This is a genomic window from Nucisporomicrobium flavum (genome assembly GCF_016464385.1).
GTDB lineage: Bacteria > Actinomycetota > Actinomycetes > Mycobacteriales > Micromonosporaceae > Actinoplanes > Actinoplanes flavus_A.
The window spans coordinates 1-13,793 of sequence record NZ_JADMLH010000017.1 but is presented as its reverse complement, the minus strand read 5'-3'; the positions used below and the strand labels follow the sequence as shown (position 1 = coordinate 13,793).

8 protein-coding genes are annotated in these 13,793 nt (G+C 72.2%); 4 read left to right on the top strand and 4 right to left on the bottom strand.

The window, feature by feature from the left end; genetic code table 11:
• Positions 1-83: 83 nt before the first annotated feature.
• From IT780_RS31445 to IT780_RS31435, 3 genes are read right to left on the bottom strand one after another with little or no spacing between them, the layout of a single operon-like run.
• A complete protein-coding gene (locus tag IT780_RS31445; RefSeq protein WP_199515458.1) occupies positions 84-2,390 on the bottom strand; it encodes a glycosyl hydrolase in 2,307 nt (768 codons plus the stop codon).
• Positions 2,387-3,187 carry an HlyD family secretion protein gene (locus IT780_RS31440; RefSeq protein WP_199515457.1) on the bottom strand — a complete coding sequence of 267 codons (801 nt, stop codon included), beginning with the start codon at positions 3,185-3,187 and terminating at the stop codon, positions 2,387-2,389. Before IT780_RS31440 ends, IT780_RS31445 begins: the two co-directional genes overlap by 4 nt.
• A gap of 30 nt (positions 3,188-3,217) precedes the next feature.
• Positions 3,218-4,804, bottom strand: a complete 1,587-nt coding sequence (locus IT780_RS31435) for a glycosyltransferase family 2 protein (RefSeq protein WP_199515456.1) — start codon at positions 4,802-4,804, stop codon at positions 3,218-3,220.
• A gap of 545 nt (positions 4,805-5,349) precedes the next feature.
• Here IT780_RS31435 and IT780_RS31430 point away from each other — a divergent pair.
• Positions 5,350-6,378, top strand: coding sequence for a LacI family DNA-binding transcriptional regulator (locus IT780_RS31430; RefSeq protein WP_307831480.1), 1,029 nt, complete (start codon positions 5,350-5,352; stop codon positions 6,376-6,378).
• A 7-nt stretch (positions 6,379-6,385) separates the two neighbouring features.
• On the opposite strand, the gene IT780_RS31425 is transcribed toward IT780_RS31430, so the two are convergent.
• A complete protein-coding gene (locus tag IT780_RS31425) occupies positions 6,386-6,568 on the bottom strand; it encodes a hypothetical protein (protein WP_199515454.1) in 183 nt (60 codons plus the stop codon).
• 264 nt (positions 6,569-6,832) lie between these two features.
• On the opposite strand from IT780_RS31425, the gene IT780_RS31420 reads away from it, so the two are divergent.
• From IT780_RS31420 to IT780_RS31410, 3 genes are all read left to right on the top strand, one after another.
• A complete protein-coding gene (locus IT780_RS31420) occupies positions 6,833-8,002 on the top strand; it encodes an endo-1,4-beta-xylanase (protein ID WP_307831479.1) in 1,170 nt (389 codons plus the stop codon).
• Between the two features lie 43 nt (positions 8,003-8,045).
• On the top strand, positions 8,046-10,244 hold the full coding sequence (locus tag IT780_RS31415) for an alpha/beta hydrolase-fold protein (RefSeq protein WP_199515452.1): 2,199 nt from the start codon (positions 8,046-8,048) through the stop codon (positions 10,242-10,244).
• Positions 10,245-10,305: 61 nt separating this feature from the next.
• Positions 10,306-13,665, top strand: coding sequence for an NACHT domain-containing protein (locus IT780_RS31410; RefSeq protein ID WP_199515451.1), 3,360 nt, complete (start codon positions 10,306-10,308; stop codon positions 13,663-13,665).
• Positions 13,666-13,793 lie beyond the last annotated feature (128 nt).

Genomic DNA, 13,793 nt, shown 5'->3' with positions numbered 1-13,793 from the left:
GTGTGCGGCCGGGCTCCGCGGCGCATCACCCGCGGGGGCGCGGCCCGCCCCCCCCCCCCCCCCCCGGCGGGGGTCCGGTGCCGTCAGGGTTGCCGGACGATGCTCTGCCCGGGATCCACCACGACGACCGCGGTCGTCGCGCCGTTCCTGCGGAACGTCACCGTCCGGCGTTCCGCAGTCGGGTTCACCGCGAGCAGGCGAGGGTGCTCACGGTCGCCGAAGGCCATCCCGTACGGGCCGTCGGCGACGACCGCGGGCTGCGGCGGACCGTACGCGCCCAGCATCTCGACCCAGTAGCGCACCATCGCCCGGCTCGTACTGTCCTCCCGCGGCAGCTTCGCGGTGAGCCGGCGCCGGGCCGCCGCGGGATCCGCCACGGCGAGGTCGGCGGCGAACAGGTCGCCCCACACCCGCGGCTGCCCGCCGACGTCCCGGGTGAGCTCGTTCCCGCGGGCGGCCGCCTTGTCCGGCGCGCCGCGGTACAGCGAACCGAAGGTCAGCGGCAGCAGCTGGATGCCCACGATGGACTCGGGCTTCGGATCGAACCACGTGGCGTAGTCGATCTTCGAGTCCCAGACGATGCCGGCGACGGTGTGCGCGTACCCGGCCGGACGCTCACCCTGCTCACCGAGCCAGTAACGGCGCGCCGTCGCGGCCTCCAGCGCATAGTGCGTGACGCCGTACGCGGTCAGCCGCTCGTCGCCGGAGACGATGCCCCACCGGGTCACCGCCTCCCACGCGGCGACCGCCTCGCTCGACGACTCCTGGTTGTTGCCGTCGGCGAACGGGGCGAACCCGGACGCCGCCGAGTGGCCGAGGTACGCGTTGAACGCCCGGAACGCCGGGAAACCCTCCGCGCCCTCGGTGGCCAGGCTGCCGGTGAAGTCGCGGGCCACCAGGTCGACGGCGCCGCCGTAGTCGCGCAGGAACGCGGGATCGGCCTCGGCCAGCACCGCCGCGGCCCGTACGAGGTAGCCGTACTGGAAGTGGTGGTCGTTGTAGTCACCGCTGCCGAACTCCGCGGGCACAGCGATCAGCCCGCCCCACACCCTGTCGTACGCGAAGTAGCGGGCATCGCCGGCACCGCCGTACGTCAGCCAGTCGACGAGGCCCGCGCGCAGCCGCTTCAGGGCGGCCTGCTGCCGGGGCGCCGAGCCGGCACCCTTGGCGACCTCGGCCACGGTGGCGAGGCGGCCCAGCTCCTTGAGGCCGAAGTAGCTGCCGCCGTCCGCGGTGGCCGGCTTGTCCGCCAGGTCCCGGTCGAGGTCGGCGAGCACCGCGGCGCGGGCCGCGCCGGACAGCGGGAGCGCCGGCGGCTCGGTGACCAGGCCGGGCATCGGCACCCGGACGCGGACCGCGGTGCCACGCACCACCGGTAGCGCGCCCAGCGGGTCGGCGTACGTGCCGCCGATCGGCTCCACACCGCCGCCTGGCACGAGCCCGGCCTGCTGGTGGGGGAGCAGCGCCCACACCGACGGTTTGCCCGACTGCCGCTCCACGCCGAGGGTCTGGGTGACCGTGCCGGAGACGCCGTCGTACGCCATGTTCGACGTCGTACGGATGACGGGATCGCCGGCCGCGTCCGCCAGCGCCCGGGTCCACCGGGCATCGTCGACGGAGTCCGGCACCCGGGCCACCACGATCGCGCCGCCGCCCGCACGGTCCGGCGTCAACCGGTTGCCCTGCTGGCGCCAGCCCACCCCGTCGCGGGCCTGCACGTCCCAGCGCTGGCCCGCGACGGTGAGCCGGGCGAGCGAGCCGCCCCCGCCGGAACGGGTGAGCGCGCCGGTCGAGGCCAGCGACGGAGTGACATCGTGGAAGTCCAGGTGCAGCAGCGGGCTGCCCTGCACCACGGTCACGTCCACGCTGCCGCCGCCGCGCAGGTCGGCGTGCAGCACGACGTGGAAGGCGCCGTACCCGGACACCCGGACCGCGGTGATCGGGCCACCCGCGGTCAGCGCCGGGGCGAACGGGGTCACCACGGCCTTGGCGGACGCGACCGGGGCGGCGGCGCTGACCGCGAGGCCGGCACCGGTGTTCTTGACCGCCAGCGGGCGCGCCCAGAGCGGCTGCGCCGGGGCGCCGGTGAGCGCGGAGGTCCACCACTGGTTCGTGGGCAGCGCCTGCCCGCTCAGCGCCTTCCCGGCCTGCGCCGGGCTGCTCTTCGGGCCGGTGCCCGCCGGGACGGTGCCGGCCAGGGAGGCCTCGCCGCCGGGCGTCGGGACGCCGAGAGAGGTGGTGGCGGCACCCTCGCTGAGCGCGCCGGCGGCGGGCGGCGCGGGTACGGGCTCGGGGCCGTCCGGGCCGGAGCCCGTCCAGCAGGCCGCGGTGAGCAGCACCGCGGGGAGTACGCAGGTGGCGGTCACGATCCGCCGAAGGTGGATGGTCATCCTGCTCCGTTCACTGCGGGGGTCCTGCCCACCGCGGAATTGGTGTCGATGTCGGCCCGGTAGCGCAGCCCCGGCACGAGCGCGCTCACCGTGTCCACGGCGTCGGTACGCGGCGCCAGCACGACGGTCAGCTGCTCGTGGTCGGCCTTCTGCTCCTCGGTGAGCGGGGCGTCGGACAGCGGGTCGGGGCCGATGCGCGCCTCGACGTGGTCGACCGTGGCCCGCACCGGGCGGTCGATGCCCGGGCCGGTGATTTCGGCCGTCATCCCGAGCCGCAGCTCGTTCAGCTGCTTCTCGGTGGCCTTGGCGTGGAACGCGAGCTTGGCGTGGTCGTACATGGTGACGACCGGCTCACCGGCGCCGGTCACGCCGCCGACCGCCACGTCGATCGTGGACACGGTGCCCGGCACGGGCGCGCGGAGCGTCTCCACCTGTGGCTGCCGGGTGGTGCCCAGGGCCGGGTCGGCGGCCAGGCGTACCCGGGCGAGTTCCTGTCCCGCGGCGACGCGGGTCTGCCCGGACACCAGGATCTGGGTCACCACGCCGGAACCGGTGGGTCCGACGGGCAGCGCGTCCGCGGTCAGGACGGCGTCGTCGAGGGTCACGAACGCGCTCTCGGCCAGCCGGTGCGTCACCACGTACGTGCCGCCGGCGCCGGCCGCGGCCAGCAGCAGGACGGTCACGAGGAACGTGCGTACGGCGGGCATCCGGGAGCGCGCGGGGCGCGGTGCTTCCCGTTGCGCCGGGGCGGCGTGCGGGATCTCCTCGATACGGTCGTGCTCGATCACACTGGTCATGGCGATGGTCCTTCGAACGAGGGAATGGGATCAGTGCGTGGCCGCGACGGCGGGCCGGTCGGCCGCGAGGTCGCCGGTTTCCGCGGGGCCGCCGCCGGTTTCCGCGGGGCCGCCGCTGACCGACTCGAGGATGATCCGGCCGAGGATCAGCACGATCATCGTGGCCCAGGCCACGGACAGCCAGGTGGGCGCCGGGTCGGCCATGACCGCGAGCCCCACGACGATGCCCGTCAGGTTGAGCAGCACGAGCGCGAGCTGGGGCATCACGACCCACAGCGACCGGGAGCCCGCGCCGGCCTGGTTGGTGACGCTCCACTTCGCCGACTTGCGGCGCAGCGTCGCCCAGAACGCCTTGGCGTGCACCGGCGCGGCGCCGATGCTGGCCACGATGGCCGATCCCTTGAAGCCGCCGGACTGCAGCCAGGTGACCACCAGGACCATCACCTGGAACGGCACGTAGTGGGTCGCCCAGGTGACGCCGTCGGCGCGGATCGGGCTGAGCGCGAACAGCAGGTACAGCGCCGGGAAGACCATGAACGTCAGCATCGCCAGCGACAGCAGGTAGTGCGTGCCGACGAACAGGTACTGCAGGCGCTGGTCGACCGTCAGGCCGTTGCCGCGCCGGAACAGGCCGCCGCGCAGGATCACCTCGAACCCGCCACTGGCCCAGCGCAGCTGCTGCTTCAGGTACGACGGCACGTCCACCGGCGCCAGCCCGCGGGCGAGCACCTGCGGCACGTAGATCGAGCGCCAGCCGTTGCGGTGCAGCTCCAGCGAGGTCCAGATGTCCTCGGAGTTGCTGCCGGTCGCGATCCCGCCGATCTCCTCGAGCGCCGAGCGGCGGAACATGACATTCGTGCCGACGCAGAACGCGGCGTTGAAGTGGTTCTTGCCCGGGCACACCAGCTCGTAGAAGATGCGCTGCGCCTCCGAGGTGCCGGTGGAGACGAGGTTCGTCTGGTTGGTGAACGACTGCGGGGACTGGACGAACGCCACGTCCGGGTCCACGAAGTGCGGCAGGGTCTCGAGCAGGAAGCCGGGCTCCGGCACGTGGTCGGCGTCGAGGATGACGACGTACTCGCCGGTGGTGCGGGCGAGCGCGGCGTTCACGTTGCCGGCCTTGGCGTGCAGGCCGCCCTCGCGGCGCAGGTAGCCCACGCCCTCGGCGGCGCAGATCTCCTCCAGCTCGTCGCTGTCGCCGTCGTCGAGGACCCAGGTGCGGTGGGCGAGCGTCATGTCGCGGGCCGCCCGCACGGTGGTGCGGACCAGCTCGGGCGCTTCGCCGTACGCGGTGATGAACACGTCGATGCCCGGGACCTCGGCGCCGGCGCGCAGCCGGTTGCGGCGTACCGCGACGGCGACCGGCTCGTCGCGGTTGTCGTGGGCGAGGATGGTCCACCAGGTGCCGATGGCGTGCAGGGCGATCAGGCCCTCGGCGAGCAGCATCGCCGCCCACAGCCAGACCGGCCCGCGGTACTGCGGGTCGAGCAGGAACGTCTGGTAGAAGATCGTCGCGAGCAGGGCGCCGAAGATGGCGACGCGGGTGGAGCGTTGCAGGGGCCGCCACGCCTGCCGGGTGGCGGCGGTGGCCCTGCGGGGCGGATCAATGGTCGGCATGGTTGCTCCCAGGGGGGTTGCACAGGCCGGCGATCGAACGGGGTGTCCGGCGGCGACACCGGGCCGGGCGGCCCGGGACCGCCCCGCGACAGTGCGGGGCCGCTGATCGGATTCACGGTGCGTCGGAAATCGGCGGTCAAAGGGCCGTTCCGGTGGCCGGCGGCGTCGGCGCCGCGGTACTCGAAAGACGCTAGAGGTCGACGGTCGTCATTGGCAAATGCGGTGACCGCGGACACAGATGAACCTTGAAACGCCGATGTATTCGGTCGTCAACCCGATGTTCATTGATGACCACTTCGATAGGTGATCACGGAGCCCGATGCGATCCAGGTCAGCGCGCTTGACCTCGGCAAACCGTGACCTGCGTCGCTTAGGCGCCGACGCCTCCCGGCGCGGGCAGCGGAAACCGCCGCGCAATGATTGGCGCCGGTGAATCATTGCGCCATACGAAACCGGCGTACGGTGAAGCAGATCATAATTGCGGTGGGCGACGCCACTCGATACCTTCGCACCGAGCCCGTCCAATCGATTCCTGTGAGGTTTGCGTGCGTCAGGCCAAGAGATATTCGCCCGGCTCCCACGCGCCCACCCTGGAGGCGGTCGCCGCCCGCGCCGGCGTCTCGCGAGCCACGGCCTCCCGGGTCGTCAACGGCTCGGTGTCCGTCACCGACGAGCTGCGCGCCGCGGTGCTGCGGGCCGTGGCCGAGCTCGGGTACGTGCCCAACCAGGCCGCCCGCGGGCTCGTCACCAACCGCATGGACTCGTACGCCCTCGTGCTCACCGAATCGGCGGGCCGTTCCTTCTCCGACGACACGTTCTTCCCGTCGCTGGTGCTCGGCGTCAGCCGGGAGCTCAACGGGGCCGGCAAGGAGCTCGTGCTCCAGACGGTCACCTCGCCGGCCAGCCTCGACCGCATCCGCCAGCGCGCCGCCGGCCGCTACGTGGACGGCGTGATGGTGGCCTCCACGCTGGGCGCCGACCCGTTCACCCGCGAGCTGGCCCGGATGGGCGTACCGGTCGTGGTCAACGGGCGGCCGCGCGGCCGGTCCGCGGTCCCGCACGTCGACGTCGCCAACGCCGACGGCGCCCGGCTCGCGGTCCACCGGCTCGTCGCGGGCGGCCGGCGGCGCATCGCCACCATCGCGGGCGCCCAGGACGTCACCGGCGGCATCGACCGGCTCGCCGGCTACCACGCCGCGATGAAGGAATGCGCGCTGCGCCCGACCGTCGCGGTCGGCGACTTCACCCGGGACTCCGGCGGCGCGGCGATGCGCCGGCTCCTCGCCGAGGACCCCGGCGTCGACGCGGTCTTCGTCGCCTCCGACCTCATGGCGCACGGCGCGCTGCGTGTGCTGCGCCAGTCCGGCCGTCAGGTGCCCGGCGACGTCGCGGTGATCGGCTTCGACGACACGGCTGTCGCCTGGTACGCGGAACCGCCGCTCACCACCGTGCACCAGCCCATCGAGGACATCGGCCGCAGAATGGCCCGCCAGGTCCTGCGCCTCGCGGGTGGTGAGTCGGTCGAGCCGACCGTCACGCTCCCCGCCGACCTCGTCGTCCGCGAGTCGGCCTGACCGTCGCTCAGGCGTTCTCCTCCAGGATGCGGCGGAGCTCGGCGAACATCCGGAACACGTCGAGGCGCCCGTCGAGGAAGCCGCGGCGGTAGTCCGTACCCGTCACGGGATCCTGCGCCCGCCCGGCGTCGCGGCACCCGGCGACCGCATCGGCGCGGCCGGCGCCGTACGCGACCAGCGCGTCGTCCATGCACCCACCTCGCCCGTCCCGGGGCCGGATCCTGCGCACCGGCCGCGCGACAACCTCCCACAGCCCCGGCGCTTCCGGCACCGTCCGTACGCCCGACCCACCCCCGCCCGATCCGCCGACGCGCGGGCCGCTTGATCAGGGCGGCTGCGGATCGCGACGGTCTCTTGACCGTCCGCAGCCATGGCGCATAGATTCCTGTCTTGCTTCCGGAAGATGTCCGAAAGTTTCAGACCCGCTTCCTCGTCCTCGTTGCAAGGAGTTCCGGTGCGTCGTCTTTGGAGTTCCCTTTCCGTCGTCAGCGCCGCGGTGCTGGTGGCCGGACAGTTCACGCTCGCCGGTTCGTCGCCGGCCGGCGCCACGCCGCCGGTCGCGAAACCGTCGCCGCCCGCGGCCTACCCGGCCGATTCGCTGCGGGCGCTCGCCGACCGCGTGGGTCTGCGTATCGGTACGGCCGTGAACGCCGACGTGCTCGGCGTCGACGCGAAGTACACGCAGATCACCGCTGACCAGTTCTCCTCGGTCACCCCGGAGAACGCGATGAAGTGGGCCGAGGTGGAGGCCACCCGCGGCACGTACACCTGGGAGAAGGCGCAGGACCTCGTCGACTTCGCGAAGGAGCACAAGCAGCTCGTACGCGGCCACACGCTCGTCTGGCACAACCAGCTCCCGGCGTGGCTGTCCTCCGACGGCTACACCACCACCCTGTCGAACGACGAGGTGAAGGCGGTCCTCAAGAAGCACATCTTCGACGAGGTACGCCAGTTCAAGGGCGACATCTGGCAGTGGGACGTGGTCAACGAGGCGTTCGACGACAACGGGCAGCCCCGCCAGACGATCTGGTACAAGGCGTGGGGCGGCACCGGCTACATCGCCGACGCGTTCCGGTGGGCGCGCCAGGCCGACCCGCGGGCCCTGCTGTTCTACAACGACTACAACCTCGAGTTCACCGGGGCGAAGAGCGACGCCGTGTACGCGATGGTGAAGTCGCTGCAGGCGCAGCGCGTGCCGATCCAGGGCGTCGGCTTCCAGGGTCACCTCTCCACCCAGTACGGCTACCCCGACCTGTCGAACAACCTCGAGCGTTTCGCCGCCCTGGGGCTGAAGGTGGCCCTCACCGAGGTGGACGTCCGCACGGCTACCAAGGCGGACGCCGTCAACGAGCCGGTCGACGCGCTCGCCCCGTACGCCCAGGAGAGCTACTGGTCCCGCACGCTGCAGGCGTGCCTGGCCGTGCGGGCCTGCATCTCGTTCACGCCGTGGGGCTTCGGCGACGCGTACTCGTGGGTGCCCGGCTGGTTCAAGGACCCGCAGGAGGGCGCCGCGCTGATCTACGACGAGCAGCTGAACCCGAAGGGCCAGTACGACGTCCTGCAGCAGGATCTGGGGCTCGCCTCGGGCGCCCCGCACCGCTACGGCCGGGGCATCGGTCACTGAGCACGGTCCGGCCGGCACCGCTTCGGAGCAGGGAGTGGATCACATGTCTTCGTCATTCCACCGCGGGCGGGTCGCACGCCGGTTCCTCGCGGCGCTCGTCACCGTTTCGATGGGCACCGTGACCGCTGCCGCCGGCGCACAGCCGGCGGCAGCGGCGGGGTCGGCGGCACCGTGGCTGACCGTGTCCGACGGTTTCGCGTCCTTCGCCGTCCCGGCGGCGGACATCCAGGCCACCATGGGCGACGTGTCCTCCGTCGTCGTCGAGGCCGACTTCGGTCCGTCGTTCGCCGTGTCGGAGCTCGGCCTCGTCCGCTCCGGCACCGCCTGGACGTCGATCATCGGGCCGCTGCCCGCCGGGCTGTACCGCTACCGGCTCCGGGGCGACGACACCAAGATCGTCAAGGACGCCACCAACCCGGCGTCGGTCACGTCGGACCCGACCTGGAGCACCTTCCTCGTCCCGGGGGACGCCGCGCGGTACCTCACCGACGTGCCGCCGGGGCAGGGCGGGAAGATCGAGACCATCACTTATCCGTACGCCGCGGCGCACGAGCGACGGTCGGCGACGGTGTGGACGCCGCCGGGATACGACGCCCACCGCCCGCGCCCGTACCCGGTCCTGTACCTGCTGCCCGGCGAGGGCGGCGGGCACGCCGACTGGGCCGAACTGGGCCGCGCCGGACAGATCCTCGACAACCTGTCCGTGGAGCGCCGGATCGAGCCGATGGTGGTCGTGATGACCGACGGGGACGAGGCTTCGCGGTCCCGGCTCCGGCGCGTGATCGACAGGCGGTACCACGTGGCCGGTGATCCCGCGCACCAGGCGATCGCCGGTGCGTCGGCCGGCGGCGTGCAGGCGGTGCGGGCCGCGTTGGCCCGCCCCGGCGCCTTCGCCTATGCCGGCTCGTTCGGTGGCGTCTTCGCCGATGAGACCCCCGGGAACAGCAGCCCGGCGAGGCCCCACCTGTTGCGGCTCTACACCGGGAACCTGACCGATCCGGCGTACAACCCCACCCTCCGGCTGCTGCGCCGGCTCGACAAGGCGCACATCCGGCACGAGTTCGACGGAGTGAACCCGGAGGCCGGCCACGCCTGGGCGGCGTGGCGGGAGAACCTTGTCGACTTCGCGCCGCGGCTCTTCCAGCCGGTGTCCGACCACGGCCCCAGCGCCGGTCACGTGGTGCCGCGGCACGAGTTCACGCCCCCGGCGCCCGGTACGACCCCGACCCCGTGGCTGACCCGGGAGGCCAACGGGGACACCTTCGTCACCGCCGAGACCGGCACCGAGTTCGCGGGGGCGCAGCACGTCACGCTCTGGGGCAACTGGGCGCCCGGCGGAAGCTGGGTCAACGTGCCGCTCACCCGTTCCGGGGACCGGTGGCGGGTCACCGTGGGACCGCTCAAGCCCTGGTTCTACTACTACAAGTTCATCGTCGACCGCGTCTCGAAGAAGGACACGTCGAACCCGTCGCACATCACCACGGAACCGACGTGGAGCTCGTTCCTCGTACCCGGCAAGGAGTCGCGCCTGCTCGCCGACGTCCCCGCCGGCAAGGGCGGCGCCGTGCACCGGCTCACGTACCTGAGCACGGTCGCCGGGGAGGAACGCGCGGCGTACGTGTGGACCCCGCCCGGCTACGACCCCGCCCGGCCGGCGCCGTACCCGGTCCTCTACCTGCAGCACGGCGGCGGCCAGAACTACACCGACTGGCTCGAGATGGGACGGGCGAAGCAGATCCTCGACAACGAGTACCGGGACGGCTCGCTCGTGCCGATGGTCGTCGTGATGGGCAACGGCAACGTCCCCGACTTCCCGAAGGAACTGCTGGAGAACATCGTCCCGGCGGCCCGTGCCGGCTTCCACATCTCCGCCGACCCGGAGCGGCAGGCGCTCGCCGGCCTGTCGATGGGCGGGTTCCAGACGTACGACATCCTCAAGAAGCACCCGGGTGAGTTCGCCTACATCGGTACGTTCTCCGCAGGCATCAGCTTCTCCGTCCCGGCCGTCCCGACCGGCTACGACCCGGTGGCGATCAACACCGGGACGAAGCTGCTGCGCATCTACACCGGCAACGTCACCGACTTCGTCTACCCGATCACGATGGCCTCCATGGCGGCCTTCGACCGGGTCGGCATCCGGTACGAGTTCGCCGGGGTCACCCCGGGCCCGCACGGCTGGGACACGTGGCAGAAGAACCTGATCGACTTCGCCCCACGCCTGTTCCGATCCGACGCACGCTAGCTCCCGAGGCGCCTCCCTCGCAGAGAGACTCTCTGCGGGGGAGGACGTTACGATCGCCGCAATGCCGCAGTGGAGCTCCTTCCTGGACACCGGTGACAAGGTGTCGTCCATCGCGGCCGCGGTGCTGGCCCTGGTCGGGCTGTGGGGCACGTGGCATGCGGGACGCCGCCGAAGGCGACTGCCCGGCGCGAAGGCGCTGCGACCACTGCTGACCGCTCAGCGGAGCGACGCGGCCCGGCACCGGTACAGGTTCTACGGCGAGCATGTTCCCGCGCTCACCGACCTCTACGTCCGGTCGCGGGCGGCGGCAGTCGGACCGCAGCCGGACAAGAGCCACACCATCCCCGCGGCCCGCGTCCTGGCCGAACACCGGCACGCCGTGCTGCTGGGCGATGCGGGTGCGGGTAAGTCGACATTCCTCGCGACCGTGGCCGGCGATCTCGCTCGGCGGGCGCTGGCCCGGCGTGGCGGCGGCGAGACTGCGGTCATCGTCCACGCCTCCGACCTGGTCGATCACTCCGTGCCCGAGGCGATCGTCCGGGCCACCCGCCGCGACCTCGGCGTCGTACTGTCGCCGGACATCTTCGAGCGACCGTCCAGCAGCGGACATGCCTGGCGCGTGCTGATCGACGGGCTGGACGAGGTGGTGATGGCGGAGGACCGGTCGAAGCTCCTGTGGCACATCCGGGATCTGCTGCACGACGGCGGTCCGTACCGTTTTCTGCTCACCTGCCGGCCGCTGCCGCGATCCGAGCTCGTCTCGCTGGACGGGCCCGACGTCGGCGTCTACGACCTGCGGCCGTTCGACCGCGCCGAGCTCGACGAGTTCGCCCACCGGTGGTTCGCCGCGCGCTTCCCGCGGGACCGGCGTCGCGCCGACGAGACCGCTGCCCGGTTCCTCGCCCGGGTGGCGGGTGCCCGTCTCGGACCGGTCGCGCGGATCCCGCTCCTGGCCACGATCGCGGCACTGGTCTACGAGTTCGACGACGGCCGGGCGCTGCCGTCGAGCCGGGCGGCGTTGTACGACAGATTCGTCGCTCATCTGCTGGACGGCCGTCGCTCGCTGGACCGCTTCCGGGAGGCGCTCGAACCGGAACTGCTGTCTCGTGGGGAACCGGGACGGCTCCTGGCGGAGTGGCTTTTCGCCGACATCCGCCGGCACGTCGGTGGCCTGCTCGAGGCCGCGGGCTCAGCGTGGCTGGCCGACCCCGACGTCGACCTCGTGGAGGTGGCCGCCGAGCGGTTGGTTCGCGACGGGCCGTACGACCTCGCGGCCGTGACCCCGGACGGCACCCGGCTGCTGCGCGACCTGCTCCTGGCCGCGGGCGTCTGCACGTTGCGTCAGGAGCGGGTGGTCTTCGTCCACCGCAGCTTCGCGGAGTACTTCGCGGCCCTGGCCGGGGCCGCGACGTTTCACACCGGCTCGTGGCTCGCCCAGGCAGCCAACCCCGCGGCCCGGAGCTTCGTCGCGTTCGCGGCATCCCGCCGGCCCGACGCCGACGACCTGGTCGTCACCCTGCTCGAGCGCGGCGAATTCGCCACGGCGGGCGATCTGGTGGCCGACGGGGTGCCGGTACGGCCGCAGACCGCCATCCGGGTCACCGATGCACTCCTGCGACAGATCGCCGACGAGACCGACCAGGCCCCTGAAGCCCTGCGCATCCTCGGCGACCTGAGCTTCGACGCGACCGTCCTGCACCGGCTGGTCGAGTTGGCGTCGGATGACGACGTGCCGATCTGGACCCGGGCTCTGGTCGCCGGGCGTGTGGCCGACATCGACCCGGTCATGGGCAACCGTCTGCTGGCGAAGGTCGCCGACGACGCGGACGACTTCGTCCGATCGTGGATCGCCGATGCGCTGGAAGAGCACGGTGGCCGCGTCGACCCGTTCCTGCGGTTCCGCACGTCCGGCGTTCCGGCGATGGCCGCCGGGCCACCTCCCGGTGTCCTCGCCCGCCACGCCATCGCCCTGCGACTGGCCGATGCCCGGACCACCGAGTGGGACAGACTGGCGGCGGCTCGGCAGCTCGCGCAGGGCGGCGATCCCGAACCGCTACGGGCTCTCGCCGATGCGCCCGGTATCAATCCGCTCCACCGAGTAGACATAGCCACCGCCCTGGCGGACATCGGTGAGCCGGATCTGCTGCGCCGGCTGGGCCGGGCTGCTCCTTCGCCGCAGGTGCTGTACCTGGCTGCCCTGCGTCTGTACGACCGGTCGGACAACACGGCCATCGATGCCTTGGGCAGGGTGGCGGAGCGGTATCCCGATCTCCCGATGGCGTTCGGCGCAGCCGCGCGCGTCGCGGACTGCCACGATCTGGAACCGCTGCGACGGCTCGTACGGCATTCCGGCCAGTCGCAGATCCGGTTGGCCGCCGCCCGACGACTCGCCCAGCTGGGCGAGATCGACGCTCTCGGTTGGATGCTGCACGGCCCGGTGGACCCCCGGCTGGAGGCCGCCGTACGGCTGGAGATGCTGCGAGCCGGCCGCCGAGACGCGCTGCCCGGCCTCGTCGACGTGATCCGCCGGCATCCGCGCCGCGTCCGCCGGACCATCGAGCTGCAGTACCTGATGGCTGCCTACGGCGATCCCCGATCGCGGCTCCTGCTGCGGCGGCAGGCCGGTGGAGGCGCCGCGTTGGACGCGATCTGGGCCGCGGTCGTCCTGGCCGATCTCGGGGACCCCTATGGGCTGACGGTCCTGCGCCGGATCGCGACACAACGGTCGCGGCGCATCCGCACCCGGATGCGGGCCGCCGTGAGCCTGGTGAACGTCAACCCGCAGCTCGGCGCCGAGGTGCTCACCGAACTGGCTCACCCGCCGCGCCGGGCGATGTTGCGCCTCGAAGCGGCCTCCACCGCGGTACGCCGGTTCGGGGAATGGAGGTTCCTCGAATCGTTGGCATTTGACAGCCACATGCCGGTCAGAGTCCGCCGTGAGGCCCTCGCAGCTTTCACCATCCGTGGTCCCGGTGACGACGAGTCGCCCCTGGCGCGCAGCCCTGAGTTGCGGGCACGAGTCGCCGCGCTGGCGAAGGAGCCGACGACACCCACGCCGCTCCGCCTGCCCGCGTCCGCGGCACTCGGCGACGACGAGACCCATGCCCTCCTGCGGTCGATCCTCGAGTCCAACGAGCCGGCCGGTGTCAAGGCGAACACCCTGGGCATGCTCGCGGCGCTCGACCCTCAGGCGGCCGAAGCCGGGTGGAGTGCGCTGCTGCGAGACGCTCGGGTGTCACGTGTCCGCCGATGGCTCCTGGCGGCGCGGCACATGGATGACCTGGCGGACGCCGATGCCGAGACGATCCTGGATCGAGTCGGTGACATCGACGACATCGGAATCCGGCGGTGGGCCACCCGAGCGCTCCGGCTGGCCCTTCAGCGCCCGGAACGGGTGCTCGACAAGGAACCGCAGCTCTAGATGTAGTGATCACGAGCGTTGTTGACGCGGCGTGTCGGCTTGAGATGTGAGAAGACCTCCGGCGAGGTGGAAGTTGCGACGCTTCACCGAACCGGAGGTCTCTATGGCCCACCGTAACGCCCGCCTGA